The 24,879-nt window shown below is 58.1% G+C and carries 21 protein-coding genes, 1 tRNA gene and 2 pseudogenes; 17 read left to right on the top strand and 7 right to left on the bottom strand.

Annotated elements, in window-relative coordinates:
• Positions 1 to 142: 142 nt before the first annotated feature.
• The 5 genes from gmd (at position 143) to E0D86_RS13440 (ending at position 5,591) form a co-directional block, all read left to right on the top strand.
• On the top strand, positions 143 to 1,267 hold the full coding sequence (gene gmd, locus E0D86_RS13460; protein ID WP_131650553.1) for a GDP-mannose 4,6-dehydratase: 1,125 nt from the start codon (positions 143 to 145) through the stop codon (positions 1,265 to 1,267).
• 1 nt (position 1,268) lies between these two features.
• Complete coding sequence (locus tag E0D86_RS13455) at positions 1,269 to 2,237, top strand: GDP-L-fucose synthase (protein WP_131650552.1); 969 nt, start codon at positions 1,269 to 1,271, stop codon at positions 2,235 to 2,237.
• A gap of 340 nt (positions 2,238 to 2,577) precedes the next feature.
• Positions 2,578 to 3,822 (top strand): hypothetical protein, encoded by a 1,245-nt coding sequence (locus E0D86_RS13450; protein ID WP_131650551.1) that lies wholly within the window; start codon positions 2,578 to 2,580, stop codon positions 3,820 to 3,822.
• Entirely contained in the window at positions 3,785 to 4,549 is a 765-nt protein-coding gene (locus E0D86_RS13445) for a glycosyltransferase (RefSeq protein WP_131650550.1), read from the top strand. The genes E0D86_RS13450 and E0D86_RS13445 overlap by 38 nt, the downstream gene beginning before the upstream one ends.
• Before the next feature lie 61 nt (positions 4,550 to 4,610).
• Complete coding sequence (locus E0D86_RS13440) at positions 4,611 to 5,591, top strand: phosphoribosyltransferase family protein (RefSeq protein WP_131650549.1); 981 nt, start codon at positions 4,611 to 4,613, stop codon at positions 5,589 to 5,591.
• Positions 5,592 to 5,632: 41 nt separating this feature from the next.
• Here the strand turns inward: E0D86_RS13440 and E0D86_RS13435 are convergent, their stop codons facing one another.
• Entirely contained in the window at positions 5,633 to 6,679 is a 1,047-nt protein-coding gene (locus E0D86_RS13435) for a glycoside hydrolase family 5 protein (protein WP_131650548.1), read from the bottom strand.
• A gap of 114 nt (positions 6,680 to 6,793) precedes the next feature.
• Between E0D86_RS13435 and E0D86_RS13430 the strand changes: the two genes are divergently transcribed.
• On the top strand, positions 6,794 to 7,657 hold the full coding sequence (locus E0D86_RS13430; protein ID WP_231752222.1) for a WecB/TagA/CpsF family glycosyltransferase: 864 nt from the start codon (positions 6,794 to 6,796) through the stop codon (positions 7,655 to 7,657).
• Between the two features lie 82 nt (positions 7,658 to 7,739).
• Here the strand turns inward: E0D86_RS13430 and E0D86_RS13425 are convergent, their stop codons facing one another.
• The 3 genes from E0D86_RS13425 to E0D86_RS13415 all read right to left on the bottom strand — a co-directional run bounded on the left by E0D86_RS13425 (position 7,740) and on the right by E0D86_RS13415 (position 10,057).
• Complete coding sequence (locus E0D86_RS13425; RefSeq protein WP_131650547.1) at positions 7,740 to 8,963, bottom strand: lipopolysaccharide biosynthesis protein; 1,224 nt, start codon at positions 8,961 to 8,963, stop codon at positions 7,740 to 7,742.
• Positions 8,964 to 9,278: 315 nt separating this feature from the next.
• Positions 9,279 to 9,845 carry a DUF488 family protein gene (locus E0D86_RS13420; protein ID WP_131650546.1) on the bottom strand — a complete coding sequence of 189 codons (567 nt, stop codon included), beginning with the start codon at positions 9,843 to 9,845 and terminating at the stop codon, positions 9,279 to 9,281.
• Complete coding sequence (locus E0D86_RS13415) at positions 9,842 to 10,057, bottom strand: DUF2945 domain-containing protein (protein WP_131650545.1); 216 nt, start codon at positions 10,055 to 10,057, stop codon at positions 9,842 to 9,844. The genes E0D86_RS13420 and E0D86_RS13415 overlap by 4 nt, the downstream gene beginning before the upstream one ends.
• Before the next feature lie 517 nt (positions 10,058 to 10,574).
• On the opposite strand from E0D86_RS13415, the gene E0D86_RS13410 reads away from it, so the two are divergent.
• From E0D86_RS13410 to E0D86_RS21965, 6 genes and pseudogenes are all read left to right on the top strand, one after another.
• Complete coding sequence (locus E0D86_RS13410; RefSeq protein WP_131650544.1) at positions 10,575 to 12,383, top strand: glycoside hydrolase family 5 protein; 1,809 nt, start codon at positions 10,575 to 10,577, stop codon at positions 12,381 to 12,383.
• Positions 12,384 to 12,829: 446 nt separating this feature from the next.
• On the top strand, positions 12,830 to 13,681 hold the full coding sequence (locus tag E0D86_RS13405; protein WP_256681213.1) for a hypothetical protein: 852 nt from the start codon (positions 12,830 to 12,832) through the stop codon (positions 13,679 to 13,681).
• Positions 13,678 to 14,118, top strand: coding sequence for a phage holin family protein (locus E0D86_RS13400; RefSeq protein WP_177493054.1), 441 nt, complete (start codon positions 13,678 to 13,680; stop codon positions 14,116 to 14,118). The genes E0D86_RS13405 and E0D86_RS13400 overlap by 4 nt, the downstream gene beginning before the upstream one ends.
• Entirely contained in the window at positions 14,115 to 14,924 is an 810-nt protein-coding gene (locus tag E0D86_RS13395) for a DUF3618 domain-containing protein (protein ID WP_131650543.1), read from the top strand. Before E0D86_RS13400 ends, E0D86_RS13395 begins: the two co-directional genes overlap by 4 nt.
• A 96-nt stretch (positions 14,925 to 15,020) precedes the next feature.
• Positions 15,021 to 15,096, top strand: a tRNA-Thr gene (locus E0D86_RS13390).
• 301 nt (positions 15,097 to 15,397) lie between these two features.
• A pseudogene (locus E0D86_RS21965) lies at positions 15,398 to 16,719 on the top strand (amidohydrolase).
• A gap of 317 nt (positions 16,720 to 17,036) precedes the next feature.
• Here the strand turns inward: E0D86_RS21965 and E0D86_RS13380 are convergent.
• Both E0D86_RS13380 and E0D86_RS13375 read right to left on the bottom strand, forming a co-directional pair.
• Positions 17,037 to 18,278 carry a polysaccharide pyruvyl transferase family protein gene (locus tag E0D86_RS13380; RefSeq protein ID WP_131650542.1) on the bottom strand — a complete coding sequence of 414 codons (1,242 nt, stop codon included), beginning with the start codon at positions 18,276 to 18,278 and terminating at the stop codon, positions 17,037 to 17,039.
• The gene (locus E0D86_RS13375) at positions 18,275 to 19,546 is read right to left on the bottom strand and encodes a lipopolysaccharide biosynthesis protein (protein ID WP_131650541.1); all 1,272 of its coding nucleotides are present in this window, start codon (positions 19,544 to 19,546) and stop codon (positions 18,275 to 18,277) included. The genes E0D86_RS13380 and E0D86_RS13375 overlap by 4 nt, the downstream gene beginning before the upstream one ends.
• Before the next feature lie 395 nt (positions 19,547 to 19,941).
• On the opposite strand from E0D86_RS13375, the gene E0D86_RS13370 reads away from it, so the two are divergent.
• The 5 genes from E0D86_RS13370 (at position 19,942) to E0D86_RS13350 (ending at position 24,152) form a co-directional block, all read left to right on the top strand.
• Positions 19,942 to 20,817: a YihY/virulence factor BrkB family protein gene (locus E0D86_RS13370; RefSeq protein ID WP_131650540.1), complete on the top strand. Its 876-nt coding sequence runs from the start codon at positions 19,942 to 19,944 to the stop codon at positions 20,815 to 20,817.
• 171 nt (positions 20,818 to 20,988) lie between these two features.
• A complete protein-coding gene (locus E0D86_RS13365) occupies positions 20,989 to 22,104 on the top strand; it encodes a glycosyltransferase family 1 protein (RefSeq protein ID WP_131650539.1) in 1,116 nt (371 codons plus the stop codon).
• Positions 22,097 to 22,861 carry a DUF2334 domain-containing protein gene (locus E0D86_RS13360; protein WP_131650538.1) on the top strand — a complete coding sequence of 255 codons (765 nt, stop codon included), beginning with the start codon at positions 22,097 to 22,099 and terminating at the stop codon, positions 22,859 to 22,861. The genes E0D86_RS13365 and E0D86_RS13360 overlap by 8 nt, the downstream gene beginning before the upstream one ends.
• A complete protein-coding gene (locus tag E0D86_RS13355; RefSeq protein WP_131650537.1) occupies positions 22,858 to 23,853 on the top strand; it encodes a lysylphosphatidylglycerol synthase transmembrane domain-containing protein in 996 nt (331 codons plus the stop codon). Before E0D86_RS13360 ends, E0D86_RS13355 begins: the two co-directional genes overlap by 4 nt.
• A 107-nt stretch (positions 23,854 to 23,960) precedes the next feature.
• The gene (locus E0D86_RS13350) at positions 23,961 to 24,152 is read left to right on the top strand and encodes a CsbD family protein (RefSeq protein ID WP_131650536.1); all 192 of its coding nucleotides are present in this window, start codon (positions 23,961 to 23,963) and stop codon (positions 24,150 to 24,152) included.
• Between the two features lie 202 nt (positions 24,153 to 24,354).
• On the opposite strand, the pseudogene E0D86_RS13345 reads toward E0D86_RS13350, so the two are convergent.
• Positions 24,355 to 24,879 (bottom strand): annotated as a pseudogene (locus E0D86_RS13345) (ribonuclease E/G); the annotation flags it as partial.

Raw genomic sequence — 24,879 nt, 5'->3', positions numbered from 1 at the left:
CTCGGTAACGCCTCGTTAACCTTGGCTGCCAACAATCAATCGAACCAGCCGTCTGGCGGAGCAGGGCGCCTGGGCGCCGATGCGTCGTCCATTCGGTCTTGCATCAACACCCTTGTCATCTGGAACCTACAGGTACATTGAAATGGAAAAGAAACGCGCGCTGATCACCGGGATTACTGGCCAGGACGGTTCCTACCTCGCCGAACTCCTGCTGGAAAAGGGTTACGAAGTGCATGGCCTCATACGCCGTGCCTCGCAGTACAACACTCAGCGGGTCGACCACATCTGTCAGGACCCGCATGTCGAGCATCAGAACTTCGTTCTGCATTACGGCGACCTGACCGATTCGTCTAACCTGACCCGCATCATCCAGGAAGTGCAGCCGGACGAGGTCTACAACCTGGGCGCGCAGTCGCACGTCGCGGTCAGCTTCGAGTCGCCTGAATACACGGCCGACGTCGATGGCATGGGCACTCTGCGCATCCTCGAAGCCATTCGCCTACTGGGGCTGGAAAAGAAAACGCGTTTCTACCAGGCCTCCACCTCTGAGCTTTATGGTCTGGTACAGGAGATTCCGCAGAAGGAAACTACGCCGTTCTACCCGCGTTCGCCCTATGCGGTGGCCAAGCTGTACGCCTACTGGATCACCGTCAACTATCGCGAAGCCTATGGCATGTACGCCTGCAACGGCATCCTGTTCAACCACGAATCACCGCGCCGCGGCGAGACCTTCGTGACGCGCAAGATCACTCGTGGCCTGGCGAACATCGCCCAAGGTCTCGAGAAATCTCTGCATATGGGCAACCTCGACGCGCTGCGTGACTGGGGCCATGCCAAGGATTACGTGCGCATGCAGTGGATGATGCTGCAGCAGGAGCAGGCCGAAGACTTCGTCATCGCCACCGGCGTGCAGTATTCGGTGCGCGAATTCATCAAGTGGTCGGCGGCCGAACTGGGCGTCGAGTTGCGCTTCGAAGGCAGCGGCGTGGATGAGCGCGCTATCGTGGCAAGCATCGAAGGAGACAAGGCGCCGGCGCTCAAGGTCGGCGACGTCGTCGTCCGTGTCGATCCACGCTTCTTCCGTCCAGCTGAAGTGGAAACCCTGCTCGGAGATCCGACCCGCGCCAAGGAAAAGCTCGGCTGGACGCCGGAAATCAGCGTGCAAGAAATGTGCGCCGAAATGGTCCGCGAAGATCTGAAGGTCGCCCAGCGCCATGCCCTGCTCAAAGAGCACGGCTTCGACATTCCAGTGTCCGTGGAGAACTGATATGAATCGTGACGCTCGTATTTTCGTTGCAGGACATCGCGGCATGGTGGGCTCCGCCATCGTCCGTCGTCTGCAGGCGCTGGGGTACGACAACCTCATCACGCGTGGACGTGAGGACCTGGATCTGGTCGATCAGGCAGCGGTGAACACATTCTTCGCCGAGAACAAGATCGATCAGGTGTACATGGCTTCGGCAAAGGTTGGCGGCATTCATGCTAACAACACCTATCCGGCCGAATTCATCTACCAGAACCTTATGGTCGAGGCGAACATCATCCACGCGGCGCACTGCAACGACGTCAACAAGCTGCTGTTCCTCGGCTCGTCGTGCATCTATCCGAAATTCGCCGCACAGCCCATGAAGGAAGAGGCGCTGGTCACCGGCGTGCTCGAGCCGACCAACGAGCCGTACGCGGTCGCAAAGATTGCTGGTATCAAGCTCTGCGAAAGCTATAACCGTCAGTACGGTCGCGACTATCGCAGTGTCATGCCGACCAACCTCTATGGCCCGAACGACAACTTCCATCCAGAGAACAGTCATGTAGTGCCGGCGTTGCTCAAGCGCTTCCATGAAGCGACCCAGCGCGGTGATGACGAAGTGGTGATCTGGGGCAGCGGCAAGCCGCAGCGCGAGTTTCTTCATGTGGACGACATGGCCGCCGCCAGCGTGCACGTGATGGAGTTGGATGACGCGACCTACCAGGCGCATACCCAGCCGATGCTGTCGCATATCAACGTGGGTACCGGCGTCGATTGCAGCATTCGCGAACTGGCCGAAACCATTGCCCGGGTTACCGAATACCAGGGCCGGCTGGTTTTCGACAGCTCCAAGCCGGATGGGACACCGCGCAAGCTGATGGACGTATCCCGCCTCAAGGCGCTGGGCTGGCAGGCCAGCATCAGTCTGGAAAATGGCTTACGCGATGCCTATCGCTGGTTCGTCGAGAACCAACACCAGGCTCGGCACTGATTGATCGACAGCGCGGCAGCACAGTAGAACTGTGTGCGCTGCGCAGAAATACAGGGAAAGGCAGGGAAGAGGGCGGAACAGAGCAGACGCGCATCTTTTGGCGACTGAAAAGCAGAGGCCGGTAGCGCCTGGATGACGAACTCGGTGCCTTTTGGCCACGGCGGCGGACTTTTTTGCCGCTGTCGTTGTCCATCCATGGCACCTGATTCCTCGCCGTGGTGAACCGTCCTCCAAGGTCGTCAATCCAAGCCGGTTCGGTTCTGTGTTCGCCACGTCACATCTGGAAAATTGGGGAAAGCGCTTGTTAAGGAAAGTTCTGGCGTACAAGAATCTACTGTTCATGCTTCTGTTGCTGAACTCCACCTGCTTCTTCCTGACGGATGATAAGCGGGCCGGAATTCCATACTTTCAGGAGCTGTTCCTGCTGCTGGTCGTGGCAGCGACCGCCTGCCTATTCGTCGCATGGAAGTGGGTCTATCAGTCCAAAACGAGCCTGTGGATCATTTTCATGGGCGTCATGCTGCCGTTGATATCGGCAGTGCTTGCAAACCTGAATTTTGGCCAGCCGCTGGTGTACGGGTTGTTGGAAGAGCGCCGTTTCCTGCAATACCTGGTGTTCTTCCCGACGCTGTTCCTGCTGATCATGGCGTCTCCGACCCAAGAAGAGCTGGGGAAGTACTTCCTCTATGTAGCGCTGTTCTGCGCGACCCTGGGTTTTGCCTATTACCTGGGGATCATTCCCCAGAATAAAGGCGTTTCCTTCACCGTAGATGACTGGACGCAGTACGAAGATCTGTTGCGGCCGGATCGCTTCCGTATCGGCTCGCCCTTCGTCACCATCTCCGCATTCATGGTGATGTACAGCATGCGGGACCGCGTGACGGTCGGCAGGTTGCTGATTCTGCTCTACTTCGTCGCCTATCTGTGGTTGGTGCTGCAGACCCGGCAGACCATGGTGGTTTGGGCCTTGGCGGGTATGTGGATCTTCCGCAAGCGCATCGACTCGCTGATGAAGATGAGTGCGCTTGGGGTGGCGATTCTTGTTGTTTCCTATCTGCTGGCGCCGGAGTTCTATCACGCGCAATTTGCTCGATTCGATGCGTTGCTTTTCGACGCTACGTCCGGGCCGGGCGTACGGGAAAGAACCGTAGCGATCATTCTGGACGCCATTAGTGCGAACAACTACTTCGGTATGGGCGCATTGTCTCTGCAATGGGACGGTGGATTCTCACGAATCTACAATTCGCATTTCTATCTTGCCGACGTCGGAATATTCGGTGTGTATTATCGATTCGGATTCCTGGCGCCTATCGCCGCTCTGGTGTTCTATGGCGGCTTCATCTGGATCATGCGCCAGTGCGCGGATAAAGGCGCTCTCCTGGCTGCGCTGCAACTGTCATTTGTCGTCAGTATGCTTAACTTTGCGCTTTCCAACGCGTTGACCTTTTCTGGCGATATTTATGGCATGGCTGCAGCGTTCTTCCTTTATTACGCCAAGCTGCAAACAGAAAACTCGACTCTTACGGCAAATCTCGAACAGGTGAATTATGGTCAGTTTCAGTATCGTAACTATAAACTGGAATAATTTTGACGGCCTGAAGGAGACGTATCGGAGCCTGGCCGCCCAAACTTACCGGAACTTCCGCTGGATCGTTATTGACGGCGCATCCAAGGATGGCAGTGGTGAGTGGCTGAAAAGCCTGGATGATAGTCAGGCGGAAATCACTATCGAGCCGGACAAGGGTATTTACGACGCGATGAACAAAGGGCGGCTTCGTGCAGTCGAGACGCCCGGCTATACCTTGTTTCTGAATAGCGGAGACTCGCTTGCCGACTCGAAGGTACTTGAGCGAATAAGTGAACAGCTGTCTAAAACGGTTATTCAGCCAAAGTTCATCTACGGTGATTTCTATCGCAAAGAAGCTAACGGCGATTTGAAACTCACCAGTGCTCACCCCATCGAACGTGCTCCGCTGGGTTTGCCCGCCAGCCATCAGACCATGTATTTCGAAAACGAGCGGCTGCGCACGTTCGAGTTCAGGCTCGATTACAAGTTATCGGCAGACTACTGTCTATTGCTTGAATTTCTGAAAGGGCTGGATCTTCAAAGCGAAGTGATGCAGTTGTCGTTCCCATTGTGCATCTTTGACACTTCCGGTGTTTCGCACAAACGACGCTTCGAGGCGATTCGAGAGGATATGGATATCAGAACGCGTTTTCTGAACTTTTCCAAGCCCAACGCACTGGCCCTCTATGTACTTCACTATGTGCACACCCATACAAAGCAATTACGTGCGTCGTTGGGGCGCTGAACATCGACAGGTTTGTCATCTGGAAATGGACCGTTAAAAGAACAGGACACAGGAGTGCTCGATGAATTACCGAAGCCTGAATGATCTATCACGGCTCAGCAATGAATGTGCCAGCAAGATTCCAAATGATATCGACCTGGTGGTTGGTATCCCACGAAGCGGGATGCTGGTCGCCAGCATCATCGCGCTGAAGCAGAACCTGCCGCTGACGGATCTCTATTCGTTCCTGCGCAATGATGACCTGAAGAAAGGCAACACCCGTACTTACAAGCATGCCGAACTGGTCAAACCCAGGGATGCGAAAAGAATACTGCTCGTCGACGACAGTATCTCCTCGGCCAAATCGATGCGGGCCGCCGAAGAGCAGATACGTGCTATCTACAATGGCAACGTCGTGACGATGGCGGTGTTTGCCGAGCGGCATAACCGCCACCACGTGGATATGTATCTCGAGCTCGTCGAGCAGCCCCGCGTATTCGAATGGAACATCATGCATCACCCGTTTCTGACCCAGGCCTGTCTGGATATCGACGGTGTGCTTTGTGTCGACCCGACGATCGAGGAAAACGATGACGGGCCGAACTATCGGGATTTCCTCAGTTGCACACGGCCCCTGTTCATTCCTTCGGTCAAGGTCGCGCATCTGGTGACCAGCCGCCTGGAAAAGTATCGCGCCGAAACGGAAGAATGGTTACAGCGCAATGGTGTGCAGTACGGAACCCTGCACATGCTCGACCTTCCCACCGCTGAAGAGCGTCGCCGGCTGAATATTCATCACAAGTTCAAGGCGGAGGTGTATGCCAAACAACCGCTGACCCGTTTGTTCGTCGAGAGCGAGGTCAAGCAAGCTATCGAGATCATGAAACTCAGCGGCAAGCCGGTGTACTGCATCGAAACCAACGAGATGTATGTGCCGGGCCAGGTCTACAACCTCAAGGCCAATACACTGCGTAAAAGCTATAGCCTGAAGGCGAAGCTGATCGGCAAGGCCAAATCGATACTCGGCAGAGGAGTGCCGGTAGCACCTTCTTCGAAGAGCTGAAAAGAGAACTCTCGGCTGCCTGCGCAGCCGAGAGATGTCATTCAGGCGTTTGGCCCGATGCGGGCGCATTCGCCCTGACCGACGTACTTGCTGAGAATGTCCCACTGCGGGCGGTCCTGACCGTCCTTCGGCTCAATGGACAGTTTGTATTTGCCCCATGCCGATCCTGCCGCCCAATACGTCATCGGAATGCAGTGTTCCTGCAAATAAGCCAGCAGGTTATCCATCGCTTCCAGCAAGCGCGGTTCATCTGCCGGAATACCAAACTCACCGATATGGCCTTGCCTGTCATGCTTGATCAGCCAATCGATGAAAGGTTTGACCCGTTTGACGCCGAGCATGGTGTCGAAGTCGTCTTCCAGCGGTTCTTTGTATTGTCCGCTACTGTGTTTGTCCAGATACAAGTGGGCGGAAAATATCAACTTGTCGGAGGGGTCTTTCAGTTGCAGCAGCGGATCATTGAACTTGGGCCAAAGAAAACTGCTCGACCAGAAGTTTCCTTCGATGAACAAGGGGCGCTTCTCGTCATGTTTTCTGATGGCGTCGATACCGGCCTGGGCTGCTGCCGGCCAGTATTCGTCGGCGCCGTGTGGCTCGTTCATGATGTCGTAGGCGTAAAGCCCTTTCTGATCTTTCCAGCGCTTGGCGATGCGTTCCAACAAGTCCTCATATGCCGATATCGGTACGGCTTCGGTTCCTATGATCTGTTTCTGATAGCGGGCATAGTTATGGATATCGAGGATCACACGTATGTCATGGTCGGCGGCTTGTTGGAAGGTTTGCTCGATCAACTGTGCGTAATCTTCGTCAAGCTCTGCATACAATTCTCGTTGCAGGCGTTCCCACATGATTGGGAAGCGAATGGTCTTAATTCCCTTCTCTTGCCACTGGGCAAAGTAGCCGGGGGCGGGGAAGAAATAATTTGTTTTATATTTTCCAGGAATGACATTCCCGGAGAATGCGGCTCCGCCAATGTTGAGGCCGATCAAATCGATATTTTCTGCCTCGCTTGCGGCACTCCCGAGCACAAGTGCGAGTCCGAGGAGTATTCCTTTTGACCGTTTCGAAGCGCTGCGTGTCCTTATCATCTGACTACCTCTTCTTGCTCTTTGAGAAGGTGCCGCCGGGGCGGCTGCTTCGTTTGTCCGACATGGGCGGGCAATGTTCAGTTTTTTCTAAGCGAATCTTCCTCACCGCGGTGTGTGATCCATGACTTGTCGCGGCGGGTATCCAACGAGTTTTCAATCGAATTACAGACAGAGAAGCTATTTATGAAAAATCCCCTCACCAAAAGGACGGATCCTTTGATAGGGAAGCTGAAACTACTGGATGAAGTGGAGACCGGGCATTTCATTTCCGAGCTGAGAAAGCGTGAGTCACCAACGATTCTTGGTTTTCTCAATCAGCACGGCTACAACATTGCGCAACGTCACCCTTCGGTTCGGGATAGTTTTCTCCAGGTCAATTACCTGCTGCGCGATGGCATCGGCATCAAGATCGCCTGCATGCTCAACGGTTTGGAACCGAAGGCCAATCTCAATGGTTCTGACTTCATTCCAGAGTTGATCGACGATCTGGTAGGTGACTCCGAGGATCGTTACGAGCTGTTTGCGATGGGCACGCGAGAGCCGTGGTTGAGCGATGGCGCCCGCAAGCTGTTTGGGAACCGCATGTTCCATGCGATAGATGGATTCAAGCGTTCCGAGGATTACCTGGCGTTTTATCGGCAGCACCATGTACCGGGTCGCTATCCAATCATCGTTCTGGCTATGGGCATGCCGAAGCAAGAGCATGTGGCTCTGCATCTTCAGAAGGCGATGGACACTCCTGCATTGCTGATCTGTGGCGGTGCGATTCTGGATTTCACGGCGCAGCGCTTCCCGCGTGCGCCGATGTTTTTTCGTCGATTCGGACTGGAGTGGGCGTTCCGCATGCTCATGGAGCCGCGCCGGCTGTTCAAGCGTTACGCCGTGGGTATCCCGCTATTTTTCTATTATCTGTCGCGTAATGCCTTCGCTGGATCTCGGCGCGTCGGCGGCTTCAACGCACTCAAGCGCGAACCCTGAACACAGACGAAAGGACGGACGCGTTATCGGCGCGTCCAGCAGCCCCTTGAAACTGCCTGCAGTTGCCCTTTTCACTGACTCGCTAGCGGGGAATGACCCGTAGCGTCATTAGCAAGCTGAACAGGTAGTGGCCCGAAAGCGTTATTGCATAAAGCAGCAGCACCGAGGTGATCGGTAAGTCCAGTAAATGCGCGCTGACGAAACAGGCGACCGTCAGGATTGCACGCTGCACGTTCAACATCAGGAGCAGGCGCTGGCCTTCGAATATCGATAGCAGATGCGACGCTGGCGCGTGTATGAACTGGAACAGAAGGTAGATCGCCAGGATCGATGCCAATTCACCCGCCAGCTCCCACTGAGCCCCGAACGCAAGGGAGAATAGCGCCGGGCCGAAGACCAGCAGCAATAGCGTGGGAGCGACCGCGAGTGCAAGCAGCCGTTTGATGACCGAATAGGTGACCACGCGAATTTCGGCTGGGCGTTTGCGTCCCATCGAGGCGATTTCGGCGTAATAAGCCTTGCTTGTGGAATGCCCCAGCAGATTCATAGGCAGCGCCAGCGTCATCATCGCCAAACCCAGTTGCCCGGTGGTTCGGGCGTCATAGACGGATGCGGTCAGTAATAGTGGCGCCTGGCTTGAGAAAATTTGCAGCAACTGCGATGGCAAGCGGTAGGCGGGAAAGCTCCTGTAGCGCTGCAACATGTACCAGCCTCGCCTCAGCGTAACGTGGCGCCAGTAGCGTTTCACGTCCGCGCGAAACGTCCGTATCAGTGTCATCGTTCCCGCGCCGGCGCCCAAGACCTGGCCCGCGAGAAGCCCGAGCGGCTTCAGTCCCACCATTCCCAACGCAATCTTGGCAATCGACCCGATAACGCTCTGCTGCAGCTGAGTCCGAGCGATGGTCGGATAGGCGCGTCGGCGTACCGCCCAGATCAGCAGCACCTCATATATACCTGCACTGAGCAGGGCGAAGATCAAAATCCAGCGATACGGTATCAGCGCCTCCACCGAGGCTACGGTCAGCAGAGCGGGGCCGACCAGCGCGAGCATCACGCTCAAGGCCAAGGTCATCAGGACGATGAGGAGGGCGGACAGCGCCATCAGGATCATGGCCGTGCTGTCTCGGCGGGGCAGCGGGACGGCAAGCTCGTAACGCAGCGTCATCAAGGGCGTCAGTATCAGCAGCAGGGCGGTGAAAACCGAAAGAATGCCGAAGTGCTCGGGGCTGTAGATCCGGGTAAGGAACGGTATGGCTGCCAAGCCCGCGATTCTCGCCAGCCCATTGCCGACGGCGAGAGTCGCCATACCTTTGAATATCTTCGCGGAAGAACCGCCTGCGAACCGTTGTGTGGCTGCAACGAGCTTTTCTGACAGGCTTAGAGTTGGCAATTGCAGTTCTCCCTGAGCGTGCCGTTTAGAGCAAGCGGGTCCGTCGCGGTCCTATGAGGGTGTTGCGCAGTGGCGTTTGGCTCTATTGCTGAAGCCGGAATGCGGCGGCTGCGAGCGATCCAGCCATATGAAGCTATGAAGACGGAAAAGTTTCGCCCGCTCCGGCCTGAGCAGGCTTCGCATGGATGCGGCTGCGGCCGATGCTTCACTGCCTCTCAGCGTTGGTTGCACTCAGGATGCGCCAGGCCCGGTTGTCTTGAGCGGCTCACCCGCACCTTCGTCGTAGGTCAGCTCGCCATGTTCCAGTCTTGCCGGCGAGGTGTAGGGATGCAGCGTCAGCCGTTGTTCGTCCTGGATATGCCATACCTCGATACCCTGCAGCTTCAGCACGTCCGACACCATGGAGCGATGGCATCGCCACCAGAGAACCTCCGCGCACATCATGGCGGTTGGCTGGCGGGCGGCCAGACGCAGGAGCCGTTGCAATCCGCTGGCGAACTCCTCGCTTTTCAGATGCTCGGCGTAGCCGCGGAACGAGGTGTTGCGCCACGCACTCATGCTCGGCCCTGGAGGAGCTCGGCGGCGGCCGCCGAGCTCCTCTATCCACTCATAGCCGATGCCATGCTGGGCGAGCGAGGCTTCCAGATTCGCCGACATGAACTGAGGCAGGCGTCTCGATCCCGGGAAGCGGCGAACATCTGCGATCGCCTCGATACGGTAGTGGCGTAGCAGCGCGATGAGCGCCTCCGGCGTGTGCGTGGAATGGCCAATCGTCCAGATCTGTTGGGGCAGGGTCATCCGATTTTGCTCAGCGCGCTTCCTTTGTGCATCGCAACGTGGTCGGTCTTGTCGCTTTTGATCTCGTATTGGGGCTCGTCGGGGCTGGCCCTGCGCGTGTGCCCTTTGTAGTCGGTATCGCGGGTATGGACCTTGGTGATATGGCCAGTGACATGGCCGGCTTCTGAATTCCAGCGGACGTGATCACCGACTTTGAACGTGTGCTGCGTCATGGTGGCTCCGATTGCTGTCGTGGGGGTTCGTTTCGGGAATTACCGGGGCGGAAATCTCCCTTCCTCTCCTATCAGCCGACCGGAAATTAGAGGGTCTTGCTGTGACCGTTCGTCGGTTCGTCCTATAGCCGAAAGCGAACCTGCCGAGGGCGAAATTCAAAAAAATGACGCCGACTTGGCGAGTAAATAAACGATCTAAAGCGGCTGGGATACTATTAAGCGCAATATCAAAAAGCCACATGCTAATAGCGCATTAATGGCTGGCCAAAAAGATGGCGGAGATTTGGCGATCTAATGCCGTCAAAAAAATTTTGAGTTCTTTTTAAAACCTATTATAAAGCCGCCACGCAACGGATTGCCGGGTTCACCCACTAGGTAATCTGGCGTCCTTTGCCAAGCGGTTCGTCCGGTTGCGCGTAGTGAGATATCTGCCAGTAAGCGCCTGTACGACTTAATTAACTCCCGCACTTTTTTAAAGGCTCCGGCCTTTCGAAGTATTAAGTTTCGGAGAGACTGAATGTCTATCAATGTTTTTACTGGTGCCCCTAAGGCACTTGTTCGCTCCATCGCTCTTGCTGCAGCATTTGGCACTTTCGCCATGAGCGGTCACGCAGCTGCTGATATTTCGATAACTGCATCGTCGGCGACTGCCTTCACCTCCTCGATCAACAAGTTCAACAGCACCGATTTCCTCAATGGTGTCTGGCGCAAGTCTGCAGGCCTTTCGGTCCCGGCATCGTCCGCTGCGATCGCCGCATTCAAGCCGGGCGTACAGATCAAGTTCGCTGACGGCCAGGTGCGCAAGATCACCCGCGTCTACGTGGTTGGTAAGAACATCAGCCTCTACGTCGACGGCGGCCTGCTCGATGGCGCCAAAGTTGGTGCACCGCGCACTGTCAGCACCGTAGTCAGCTCGAATACTGCCGCGAAGCCAGCGCCGGCGCCGACTGCGCCCGCACCGACTCCGGCTCCGACTGCACCTAGCAGCAGCTACACGGCCAGCATGAATAGCTTTACCAACACAGATTGGGAAAATGGCATCTACCGTAAGTCGGCTGGCTTCTCGATCCCTGATAACGCCGCTAACAAGTCCGCGTTCGTTGTCGGTACCTCGGTGAAACTGGCCGACGGTCAAGTGCGTCAGGTCGCTGCGGTCTATGACGTTGGCGCTCACCTGTCGGTGATGCTGAAGGGCTCTGCACTGTCGGCCAGCGCTGTGGGCTATCCGAAGACCATCAGCGTGGTGTCCAGCACTGGCGCGACCACGCCTTCGGTATCGAAACCCGCTCCGGCTCCGGCTCCAACGCCTGCTCCGACTCCAGCTCCGGCGCCTACCCCCCCGGTGGTCTCCGACGGCAGCGGCATCGACCTGGTTGGCGTCAACTTCGGTTCCGGCGTGTTCGATCCGGGCACCGTTCCGGGCGTCTACAACAAGGGCTACACCTACGCTGACGAGTCCTACTACAAGCGTCACAGCGAGCTGGGCTTCAAGCTGGTCCGTCTGGGCTTCCTTTGGGAACGTATCCAGCCCAAGCTCGGTACAGAGCTGAACGCGGCTGAGCTGGGGCGCATCAAGCTGTCGCTGGATCATGCACAGAAGCACGGCATCAAGGTCATCCTTGATATGCACAACTACTACCGCTATTACGGCAAGGTGATCAACTCACCGGAAGTACCGCGGGCGCAGTTTGCCGAGACCTGGCGCAAGATTGCCGTGGAGTTGTCCAGGCACCCGGCGCTGTATGGCTACGGTCTGATGAACGAGCCGTACAACACTGGCAATAACATGTGGCCGCAAACTGCCCAGGCAGCTGGTCAGGCGATCCGTAAAATCGACCCCACCAAGTGGATCATGATTGCCGGCGATCGTTACTCCAGCGCCTTCCATTGGCAGAAGTACAACACCCAGCTGATCAACGATCCGTGGATGCGCGATCCGAAGAACAACCTGGTCTACGAAGCGCACCAGTATCTGGACTTCGATTACTCGGGTACCTATACCAAGCGCGCCGAAACCTTCCATCCGATGCTTGGCGTCGAGCGGGTCAAGCCGTGGGTGGAGTGGCTGAAGAAGAACAAGCTGCGTGGTTACATTGGCGAGCATGGCATCCCGGATTTCTCCCCGTCTGCTGTCGTCGCTACCGACAACCTGCTGGCCTACCTGAACGAGAACTGCATCCCGAGCACCTACTGGGCAGCTGGTCCGCGCTGGGGTGAGAACATCATGTCGCTGGACGTTCGGAGCGGTAAGCACCGCCCACAATTGGCTCCGCTGCAGAAGCATGCAAAAGCCAAGAAAACTTGCTCCACCATCGGTCCGCTGTAAACCGCGACCAAAAATGAAAACGGGCCTACGGGCCCGTTTTTTTATGCTTTGAAAAAGGCGGCTACAAACAAGAGTGCTGCTCGTCGGATGCGGTTTCGCTCGGTGGGAAGGGTGGGGCGCGACTTCGGTTTATCTGAGCTGTTTAAACTATCGAGCAACCGTTTCGCTTGTTAGCTACGCCGTTACGCTTAAACCCATTAGTTTGGCGGCATTGCAAAGAATTGCGGGCAAGTTGCCATTAGCCGGGTTTGGAAAAGTTAAGAAAAAAGACAAGTTTACGCAACTAACTTTCCCGGTCGGGGGGCTTGCCGAAATAAGGGAACTCGAAAATACAGACCCGGTCACCATATATGTGCGCACCGAAATTACACAGTTCGCGGTTCTGCAATTGCTGTTTTTCTACGGACCGTGGTCTTCCGGCCAAGCCATATAAAAGGTGAATCAAAATGACGACACCCGACGAAGAAATCACTGGTTACGGTGGCCAGCCCAAGACCGGCCCCAATTCTGCTTCCAGCACTCCAACCTCTACCTCCAGCCAGTCCACCACCGGCTCGACGATGGGGCATGCAGCTGAAGACGCGAAAGCCAAGGCTCGGCACGCTGCCGATGAGGTGAAAACTCAAGGCAAGAGCCAGCTTGAAGGCTATCGCGAAACAGCTGCCGATGAGCTAGAAGCTGTCGCTCAAAGCGCGAAGGCAGCTGCTCAGGAACTGGAAGGTCAGGATCGTCTGGGCTTGTCCACTTATGTTTCAACCATGGCGCAAAGCATGGTCAAGCTCTCGGATGATCTACGCGGAAAGAGCGTGGATCAGCTGTTTCAGGACGTGAATCGGCTGGCACGGGATAACCCGGGCTTGTTCATTGCCGGCAGCGTTGCCCTCGGTTTCGGGCTGACCCGGTTCGCTCGTGCCTCCAGCAAGCGAACTTCTCATGGCGACTATGGCCATCACGATAGCTCCACTTCGTTTTCATCCTCGGGCAGCCGGGGTGGCCATTTCTCCGATCAGGATGAGCTGAACGAACGTCTGAACACCGGTGAGTCTGGAACGATTGGCAGCATCAGCAACGCCGGGGTTTCCTCAGCCACCAGTTCGCGTCCCGCTACGTCTACGAGCGGAACGGGCGCCGGTATCGGTAGTGGCACCACTGGCGCAGGCGTCGGGTCCGGTCTTGGCATCAGCAGCACTGGGACCAGCACAGGCACCGGTAGCGGCCTGGGTTCGACATCGGGCGCTGGTCTGGGCTCCACAACCAACCGCGACGGCAAAGGTACTGACGGAGGGCTTTTCCCATGAGCGAAGCACGTAAGACAACTACGACCACGGTGACACCGGAGCCAGGCATGCGCACCGAGAACGACACCTCCGTAGGAGGGCTGCTGCGACAGCTGACTCACGAAGTGCCCTCGCTGGTGACCAAAGAGCTGGCGTTGGCGAAAGCCGAACTGAGCGAATCCATCCGCGCCACCAAGGCCGGAGCTGCCAGCGTTGCGACCGGCGGTGCGGTGCTGCTTGGTGGTTTCATCGTCCTGCTGATGTCGGCGGTGTATGGCCTAAGTACGGTCATGGAGCAATGGCTCGCCGCGCTGATCGTTGGCGGTGTCGTCGTAGTGATCGGGCTGGTGATGGTGTCTGCCGGCAAGAAAAAGTTCGAGGCCTCCTCGTTCAAGCCTGAGCGCACCATTCATTCGGTCAACAAGGATAAAGAAGCCGTCAAGGGGCACACATCATGAGCACACGTAATCAGATAGATGCCGAAGCACAGAAGGATCCCGCCGAGCTGGAGCGGGAAATCGACCAGCAGCGAGCCGAGATAGGCAACATCGTTCATGCGCTGGAGAGCAAGTTGTCTCCGGGCGAGCTCATCGACACCGCACTGGGGTACGTGAAAGGTGGTGGCGGAGAGTTCTTTTCCAACCTGAGCAATACGGTCAAGGCCAACCCTGTGCCGACGGTACTGACATCGATAGGGTTGCTTTGGATGATGGCGGGACAGAATCGTCAGCCGCATTCGAATGTCACGACTACCAGCTATGGCGCCTCAACCGGACCCTCGATGGGTGAGAAACTTTCGGCCAAGGCCGCTGGAGTCAAGCAACAAGGCGCTAGCATCAAGGACAAGGCCAGTCAGATGAGCCACAACATGTCCGAGTCGCTCGGTAATGCCCGTACACGGGCCAGCGACTCTGGGCGCCATGCCTCCGAAAGGCTGCGCGGTGGCGCTGACCGGGCGCGTGGTGGCTTCAATCAACTGCTCCAGGAGCAACCGTTGGCGCTTGGTGCCATCGGTATCGCGTTGGGTGCGTTGCTGGCTGCTTCGGTGCCGCCGACGCGGCGTGAGGACGAGATGCTGGGTGAGGCCAGTGACCGCATGACCGACAAGCTTCGCCACAAGGCTGAGGAGGGATATCAGAAGATATCCGCCAAAGGCGAAGAGGTCGCGGCTCAGGTCAAGCAGCAAAGCGCCGAACACAGCGAAGCTCCTCGATCGAACTCAAGTTCGGCCAGCACAACCGGCTCGACCTCGGCTGGCTTGTGACGTCACGCAGCGTCGCTTCCGGCTCTGCCAAGCGGTAGATTTCGCCGGGAAGGGGCTTGAGCCGCACCGGCGAAACTCAATGATGCGCCGCTTGTTGCCGGTGTAGCTCAGTAGGTAGAGCAGCGCATTCGTAATGCGAAGGTCGGGGGTTCGACTCCTCTCACCGGCACCAGTAAATTTAAGGCCTGCAGCGATGTGGGCCTTTTCTTTTCAAGCGACTGGAGTGGCTTGCATCAGGTAAGCAGAGGCTGAAACTTCCAGGCCGCCAGCGATGTCCAGAATGGAAAGGCGGTACCTGCCCACACGGCAAGCAAAGGCGCATGAAGCCGTGCCTGATCGCCCGGAATCCGGGATTGATCGTAGCGCTGCTAATCCAGCCAAGCCGTTGGGGCTCATCAGAGTTGCACAGGGCAAAGACATGCTACGGGACAGTGCAACAACGTCCTTTCACACAACCTGATCAGGTACAGCATATGACCTTTCTACCCAAGCCCTTTTATCCAGCCCTGTTGGCAGGCCTGCTGCTCAGCCTGGGCGTCAACGCCAATACCCAGCTGGAGCAGCAAGTGCGCAAGGATGCCGCCGCGATAGAACCCCAGCTGATCGAGTGGCGGCGGGATATCCACCAGCACCCTGAATTGGGCGAGCAGGAAACCCGCACCGCCAAGCTGGTCGCCGATCATCTCAAGTCGCTGGGCCTGGAAGTCACGACCGACATCGCCCGTACCGGCGTCGTCGGTATCCTCAAGGGCGCCAAAGCCGGGCGCACGGTGGCGTTACGCGCCGATGTGGATGCGCTGCCCATCAAAGAGCCGGCGGGCTTGCCCTTCGCCTCCCAGGCGCGGGGCGACTACCACGGCACTGAGGTGGATGTGATGCATGCCTGTGGCCACGATGCGCACACGGCCATGCTGATGGCCACTGCCAGTGTCCTGGCCGGGATGAAGGACAGCTTGAAGGCACGGTGATGTTTATCTTCCAGCCCGCCGAGGAAGGTTCCAGCCTGGTCCAGCCAGGACCAGACGCCAGCTGGGGCGCGAAGAAAATGCTGGAGGAAGGGCTATTCGAATCGTTGAAGCCGGACGCCATCTTCGCCCTGCACGTTATGCCGGGCCCATCAGGGCAGATTAGCTGGCGCACCGGTGCGACCACCGCCGCCAGCGACATGCTCAATATCCGCGTCACCGGCAGCCAAGGCCACGGCGGCATGCCCTGGAATACCGTTGACCCCATCGTCACGTCGGCTCAAGTGATCAACGGCATCCAGACCGTAGTCAGCCGCAAAGCCAACCTCACGCTTTCGCCGACGGTCATCACTATCGGCACCATCAACGGCGGTAGCGGGCCGAATATCGTCCCGGAAACCGTAGAGATGTCCGGTACCATCCGCACCTACGACGAGGGTGTCCGCGCTCAGGTCGGTGATGACCTGAAGCTCAGCGCGCTGAAGATTGCCGAAAGCGCTGGAGCAACGGCGCAGGTATCGGTCGAGCCCATGTACAGCACTACTATCAACGACGCCGAACTGGCCGAGCGCATGGCCCCTGCCATCGAACGGGCTGCCGATGGCAAGGTGGGCACTGCCGAACTGCCAGGCGCGGCTGAAGACTTTTCCTTCTTTGCCCAGCAGGTGCCGGGCCTCTATATGTTTCTCGGTATCACTCCGGAGGGCCAGGATCCGGCTACCTCCGCACCCAATCACAATCCTGAGTTTTTCGTTGATGAGGGCGCGCTGGTGGTGGGAACGCGAGCGATGTCGACGATGGTGGTGGACTTTCTGTCAGGCGGGAACTGACAGAGCTTGCTCCGCTGCTTGCTTAACCGCCAGTGAATCCATTGGTTAGGCTGTTATGCATAGGAACGTTTAAGCAGAGCTCTGGCACGAGCAGTTTTGTAGAAGCAGCTTGCTGGCGTTTGGCGACCTGTTCGGAGCGATCGCAGCAAGCCGGCTCTTACGGCAACGAAGGAGCAGACTTCCTGTCCCTATCGCCAATTATCGTTGGCCGCTCCAGAGGGAGCGACCTTGCAGGTAGCCCGTTAGCGGGCGTGAATTTCGTTAACCGCATCGTTACGGGGTGTTTGTCGCTGTTTTTCACGTGCTTGTCGGGAAGCTCAGTTCGCGGCGAGAGCTCCTGAATCGGGTTGCCCATTTGTCGCCGTCTCGCCTCGAGCCGGCGCCTGCTCGTAAAGCTTGACCATATGGTCGAGGTTGGCGCGCACGCGACTTTTCATGGCCTCGACTACAGCCCGCAGTTCGGCTCGCTGGGTGTCGCCGAAGGCGTTGATCAGGTTGGAACCGATCTGGCTGATCTGGGGGACCTCCGCGAATCCGCAAGACTGCTTCGGCACCCAGGTTTCGAGAAAACTCGACAGTTTGACGACGCGCTGCGGAAGCAGCGCGATCTGCGGAACGGCATATGCCAGGGCGGTGATGGCGCCATGCAGGCTGGTGCCGCAGTAGAGCTTGCTGGTGGCGATGCAGCGAATGATGTCTTCGATGTTGCCGCTGTCGACACGGTAAGCGCGCTCGTCGCCCAGCAGGCTGTGCAGCTTATCGAGCGGGCCGTCGTCGGAATGCCCAGGGGCCTTACCGATGGTGAGTAGGGCGATCTTCAGCCCGGTGCTGACGTTGAGTTCGGTCAGTTGCTGGGCGATCGCCTCGATGCGCCGCTTGGCGTGGTGATCGGATATATGGAAGACGATATGGCCGGGCTCGGTCGAGTCGACCTGCTGCGGGAAAATATCGGATATGAGAATGGCGCTGTCGGGCACCAAGTTGTGCTCGACACTAAGCTTGTCCAGTTCGGCCGAGGTCTCGCGGTCACGCACCGAAACATAGGTGCAGTCCTTGAGATTCCGTCTGATGGCTTGATGAATCAGCGGTTTCTTCCGGCTGATCTCGTTACCGCCCACGCTGTTGTACATCACCTTGTAACCGGGCAGGTCGCGCTCGCCCAATACCAGCGGGATATCCGACGGAATCGAGGTGAACAGTCGGCTCAGGCGAATGAATGCCTTGTGGCCGATGAGGTAGGGGCTGGCCTTGATCGGGTAGTAGATCGCCTGCGGCGCGAGGTAGCCGATGATGCTTTCCCATTGCGCGGTCAGGCATTCGCCGCCGGCGACGATGAGCATGGTTTTAGGCTGGTCACGGGTTATTTCCAGTGCTTTCTTCAGCGGAATGGTAGGTAGCGCGCCATAGCTCGAAAGATCGGATTTCTTGGTCGCCGCGACCAGTACGGAAAAGCGGCCGTCCGCTTCCAGGTAACGTTTGAGGACGATTGCAAAGAGCAGGTCGCCATAGTTGTGCCGGTCATAGGCTCCGTAAGCAATTACGTTTACCCGGTCAGTCATGGCGTCGGACTCCTTTCGATTTGTTTGAACTGGACGTAGAGCAGGGCGTTTTTCAGTGTCAGCGCCACGGCGGTGGCGAAACAGGCGCCATTGACGCCGTAGCGCGGAATCAGAATGAGGTTGAGCGCCACGTTGATCACACAGGCGGCGATGTTGTTGTGCAGGTAGCGGCGATGGTTGCCTGTCATGGTCATGAAGATGCCAAGCGGTCCTGCGGCCAGCACGAAGAAATAACCAGCAGCCAGCACCAGCAACGGGTAGACGCCCTGTTCCCGATACTCGGCGCCGAACACGGCCAGGATGTATTCGCGCAGCAGGCCGATGGCGAGCAGGATCACCAGGGCCAGCGCAAGCATGAAGCGCGAATACTTACGCACGATGGCGAATGCCCCCGCACGGTCGTTCCGGGCCCAGCGTTTCGAGATGTCGGGGGCGATGGTGCCGTTGATGATGAACAGCAAGGTCGTCGAGAGCGCGGCGATCTTGGCAGCTATGTAATAGATGCTGACCTCGCTGGCCGAGCGCAGTACGCCGAGCATCAAGGTGTCGGACAGCTCGATGATGCTGTTCATCACGGCGATGAGCATCAGCGGTACGCACAAGGTGAGCATTTCCTGCCAGCTGAGCGCGTGTTCGGAATCGGACGCCGGTAAGCTGGAATGGGCGCGCCATATCGAGCCAAGAATGGCCAGGCCATAGCTGATCGCAAAGCAGCTGGCTACAGTGGTCAGGTCATTACCGGAGATCGCGACCAGCAGCAACGTCAGCGTTGGTTGAAACGCGGTCTGCCAGAACAGTCCCTCGCTGGTTCTATGTTTGGCTTTCAGCGTCTCGCTGGAAATGCTGAGCAACGACAGGCCGAGCGCGGTGACCGCGAACAGTACGGTGGCGTGAGCGAAATGCGCCTGGGTGGTTTCGGAGAAATACACCACCGCCAGGCCGATCAGAAAGACCGGAACGTTCATCAGCGTGGCGAGGCCCAGCGCACGGTGAAAGTAGCGGCGTTGCTGGCCATTGCTCAATGAAGAAATACTCTTCAGACAGGCGATGTCCAACCCAAGCCGCGCCAGCAGCGACAGAAAGATGCCCAAGGCGACGCAAAAGAACACCGTACCGGCGAGCTCGGGAACCAATAGGCGCGCCAGCAGAATATTCAGGCCGAGCGTAGCCGCGGCGCCGCTGCCTTTGGTAAAGATCAAGCGGGCGTATTTGAGAATGTCTGCGCTCATTCGTGGCTGTGGGGCGTCCGTTGCATATCCCGATTTCATTCGATGCTCCTGCGGCCGCGAAAGCGGCATAAGCCATATCTGGCGTATCCGCGTGGCAATTTTCGGGGCGAGCCGAGATTCGCCGACAGATCAACCGCATGTTCCGGTCGTTGCGCTGCGCGGTTGCGCCTGCAGTCAGCGATGCACTGAACTGAGACTCCATCAAGAGCGTTGGCGAGGCCGAAAGTTCCTTGGTTACCGTCGCCACACGCAACAATTACGCTCCGCTCAGGCCGATAACGCGGGCCACTCCGGTACGTCATGGATACCGGCGCAGGCGGATTTCACGAGTCTCTGTCTGGGCGACAGCCGGGGCGGCCGTAGGAGAACTCTTGTACGGTCCGGTCGTCCCATTTTTTGATGGTTTCGGTTTTTATCAGCTCGGGGGTAACGCAATGGCATTGCTGGATACGCGCGGCATCGGCAGTTTCGAGTTGCTGAAACGCACCGTGAAGGAGTTCAGCAACGATGACATGACGACCTATGCATCGGCGCTGGCCTATCGAGCGATTTTTTCGTTGTTCCCCTTCCTGCTGTTTCTGATTGCCATGCTGGGCATGCTCAATCTTGAGGATTTCTTCGCCTGGCTGCGCGAGCAGGTATCGCTGATGCTTCCGCCCGATGCACTGCAGCTGGTCAATCCGGTGATCGACCAGATGCAGGAGCAGAAAAGCGGGCTGCTATCGATAGGTATTCTTGTTGCGTTGTGGTCCGCGTCGATCGGCGTTCGCTCGCTGATGAATGCCATGAACAAGGCCTACGACGTCAAGGAGGGCCGGCCGACCTGGAAGCTGATGCTGTTGGCGGTCGTTTATACCGTCGGCCTGGCGCTGATTCTGCTCTCGATGGCAGGTTTGATGGTGACTGGACCGCAGGTGATCGAGTGGCTCGCAGAGCAGGTAGGCCTGAAGGACATTGTGGTAACGCTGTGGACGTGGCTGCGCTGGCCGGTAATCGTGTTTCTGATGATGCTAGTCGTGGCGTTGCTGTATTACGTCACGCCAGACGTCGAGCAGGAGTTTCGCTTCATCACGCCGGGTTCAGTGCTGGCGGTCATCGTCTGGATTGCCGCATCGGTGGGCTTCGGTATCTACGTGCAGAACTTCGGCAACTACGACGCCACCTACGGCAGTATCGGGGCGGTCATCGTGCTGCTGCTCTACTTCTATATTTCCGCAGCGGTGCTGCTGTTCGGAGCGGAGATGAATGCTGTCATCGAGCATGCGTCGTCCGAGGGCAAGGATGAGGGGGACAAGCGCGTCGATGGCTAAGGTCGCCGACTCGGCTCGCGCGAACAACTGTCAAGGCTGGTGGTCCATTGATTTCATTGCAGAATCTTTCGGGCGCAGCCGGCGCTAGCCGCGGTGGGTTCCGGCTGAGCGAGTTAGCCGTCGCTCGTCTTCCGAAGGTGCTGCATCGAGACCTTACGGAGACGCTCCATCTTGCATATCGCCGACATGACAATGTTTTACGCCCCCGCCAGTGGTGGGGTGCGTACCTATCTCGAGGCCAAACACCGCCGGCTGCAACTGTATTCGGGGGTTCGCCACAGCATCTTGGTGCCGGGCGACAGTCATAGCCATAACGGCGGTATTTACCAGATACCCGCACCGGCGCTGCCTTTCGGCAAGGGCTACCGCTTCCCGGTACGGCGCGCTCCGTGGCGCAATCAGTTGCGCATCTTGCGCCCCGATGTGATCGAAGTCGGTGATCCGTACATGACCGCCTGGGCGGCGTTGGACGCGGGGCGACGCCTCGACGTTCCGGTCATTGGGTTCTATCACTCCGACCTGCCGCTGCTGGTAAGCAACCGCATCGGCGGGTGGCTGGGCACGAACATGAACGGCTACGTCTCGCGGCTGTACAGCGGCTTCGACCGTGTGCTTGCGCCGAGTCGGATAATGGCCGAAAAGCTGCAGGACCTTGGCGTCGGCGATGTCTATGTGCAGCCCTTGGGCGTGGATCTGGAAACCTTCCGCCCGGACCGACGCGATCCTGAACTGCGCCGGAAGCTGGGGTTGCCAGACGAGGCGCGGCTGATGATCTTTGCCGGACGCGGTTCCAGAGAGAAGAACATCGATGTCCTGCTGGACACCGCTCGGTCACTTGGCAAGCCCTATCATCTGTTGTTGGTTGGGTCGCGCATGCCTCACCGGGTGCCGGAGAACGTTACGGTGATCGACCGTTTCTGTCCGGCAGCCGACGTGGCGCGTTATATGGCCAGCTGCGATGTGTTGCTGCATGCCGGTAACCAGGAAACGTTCGGGCTGGTAGCACTGGAAGCCATGGCCTGTGGCATTCCGGTGGTTGCTGCGCGAGCCGGTGCATTGCCTGAGCTGGTGCCGTTTCATACCGGCCGCCTGTGCCGCCCGCTGGATGCACTGGCGATGGCGCAGACGGTGCGCGAGATCTTCGAGGACGACCCACGCTTGCTGGGTGCCCAAGCCCGCCAGCACGTCGAAGCTCATCATGCCTGGGACGCCGTAGTGGCCGGCCTGCTCGCGCACTATCACGCGGTAATGGGGACTGTCGATCTGCCGGTCGCCGTGCATGGCTGAGCGCAGCCTGATGCTGGTGCTGCATGACGTGGCGCCGGAAACCTGGCCTGACTACGAACCCTTTGTCGAAGCCGTCGATGCGCTGGGCGGGATTCCGATTTCCTGGTTGGTGGTGCCGGATTTCCATCACCGCAACCGACTCGAAGACCATCATCAATTCAGGCATATGCTCGATGGGCGTCTCGCCCGCGGTGATGAGCTGATACTGCACGGCTACCATCACGCAGACGAGGCGCCGGCGCCTCGCACGCCTCGCGAGTGGTTCATACGCCGGGTGTTTACGCATGAAGGCGAGTTCTATTCGCTGGATCGGCACGAGTCAGCCAGGCGCCTGCAGCGAGGCATCGAGCTGTTCGAGCGAAACCAGTGGCCTTTGCACGGTTTCGTCGCGCCGGCGTGGTTGTTGGGTACCGGGGCGCGGCAGGCCTTGGCGGCAACTGGTCTGAGCTACACCAGCGACCCGGGGCATTTCTACCTGTTGCCCGATTACACCGCAATAGACGCACCCGGCTTGGTCTGGAGTGCGCGCAGCGCCTGGCGCCGCGGCATGTCGCATATAGTCAGTGAAAAGATGCTCAGCCGGCATCGTCAGGCAGCGGTGTTGCGTCTCGGGCTGCATCCGGTCGATATGCGCCACGAGTTTTCTCGTCGCTACTGGCTTGATTTGCTGGCTCGGCTGCTGGCGGAAGGAAGAACGCCAATGACCAAAATCAAGTGGTTGCGCCGGCACGCACCTGTATCGAGCGCCGTGGCATGAACCGCCGCTGGTGGCTATTGTTCGGCGCCTTGCTGATCGCGGCACTGGTTCCGTTTCTGTTGGGCGGCAGCGGACTGTTCGAGCGGTTGCTGCGCTTCCCGCCGGGGCTGTTGTTGGCGATGCTTGGCATGATCGTGCTTGGCTGGTATCTCAATGCGTTTCGGTTGCGACTGCTGATCGGGCGCCGTCGCCTGCGGCAGCCTCGCGCGCTGGGCATCGTCATCGCCACCGAGTTTGCAATCTGCGCCACGCCGGGCGGTGCCGGCGGGCCGCTGACAATGATGGCATTGTTGCTTCGCCAGGGCGTGACGCCTGCCAAGGGCACCGCAACCTTTGCCGTCGAACAATTGGCCGATCTACTGTTCTTCAGCTGCGCGCTGGTGGGTGTGTTGATTTACGCGGTAACTCACTCGATCAACACCTATATCGCCAGCCTGCTGGGTTTCAGCGCTGCGTTGCTGCTCGGCCTGATGGTGCTGCTGGCGTTGCTCGGGCGTTTCCATCGGCAGGTATTTTTGATCAATGGTTGGCTGGCCGGTCGTCTGGGCATGAAGGCCCCACGAAAGCGCTTCTGGGCGCGCAAGGTGTTGAGCTTCCGCAATGCTCTGTTGGATTGTTTCCGGCTGCCGCGGGCGATCCTGCTTGGCGTGTTCGTACTGACGACACTGCACTGGCTGCTGCGTTACAGCGTGCTTTACCTCACTCTGCAGGGGTTGGGTAGCCAACTCGCCTGGGCGTGGACCTTCATCATCCAGCTACTGGCCCTTACTGCCGGGCAGTTGAGCTTGTTGCCGGGTGGTGCAGGCAGTGCCGAATTGGCATCGGCTGCCTTGCTTGCGCCTTTGGTAGGCAAATCAACCGCTGCGGCCGCCATCCTTGTCTGGCGCTTCGTTACCTATTACTTCTATCTGATCGTTGGCGCGCCGCTATTTTTTCACCTGGCCGGACGACCGCTGTTCAACCGGCTGATGAAAAAAGCACGGAGCGGTTGAACCTTTCTGGCCTGGAAGCGTGTCGATACCGCTTTTCGGAAAAGCGAAACTATCGCGCGATTGGCTCGGTCCATTGTTCATAACCCACGAAGCGAGAGGAACATGCCATGAGCAGCTCTGAAGACAAAATGAAAGGCAACCTCAATGAAGCGGCCGGAAAAGTAAAACAAGGGCTCGGTGAGGCTACCGACAACCAGCGCATGAAGAACGAAGGGCAACGTCAGGAAGTCAAGGGTGAGGCGCAGCAGGTGAAGGGTGAAGCCAAGGACACCCTGAAAAAAGGCATCGATCGCGCCTGATGACGCCATGAGAAATGCCCGCTCCCTGCGGGAGTGAAATGACGAACCCCACTTAAGAGTGGGGTTCGTCATTTTTTCGAGCCTGAATGCATGGCGGTAGCCTGCTCGCAGCGAAGCGAAGCCGCTCAAATAAAAAGCCCCGGCTAGAAACCGGGGCTTTTAGTTGGAGGCCCTGCATGCAGGGCTTCAACAGCTGTGGCTATCAGCTCTGACGCTTCTTGTCGTCGTCCTGCTCGTCGGCTTCGTCAGCCTCAGGCTCCGCGTGCGTGGCGGGCTTGAACGGCTCCGCCTCGGGTTGCGTGGTCTCGGCGAAGACTTGTTCGACTTCCGGCTCTGTTGTGAACTGCTCAGGCTGTGGAGTGGCTTCAGCAATCTTTTCCTCGCTGCTGGCTGCGTTGGCCGTTTGTTCGGCTGGTGCATCGCCAATTGGCGCGCTCACGATCTCCGGGCTGGCCAGGTCTGACGACAAGTCTGCTTCGGCTTGAGTTTCGGTTGCTGTCGGAGCCCGAGTTTCGGCTGCTTTTGCTTCAGTTTCAGCGGCTTCCTTTGCCAGACGCTCCTGCTCGAGGCGGCGACGACGTACCTCGCGCGGATCGTTAGGCGCACGACCGGTCATGGTCGGGGCTGGTGCCGGCTCGATCGACGCCGGAGCAGGCTGCTCAGCGACAGGTGCGGCTGCTTCAGTGGGCGTGGGCTCGCTCACGATCGACTCAGGCTGGCTGGCTAC

Source organism: Pseudomonas sp. IC_126, assembly GCF_004331835.1.
Lineage (GTDB): Bacteria > Pseudomonadota > Gammaproteobacteria > Pseudomonadales > Pseudomonadaceae > Stutzerimonas.
This window is presented reverse-complemented; position numbering and strand designations above follow the sequence as displayed.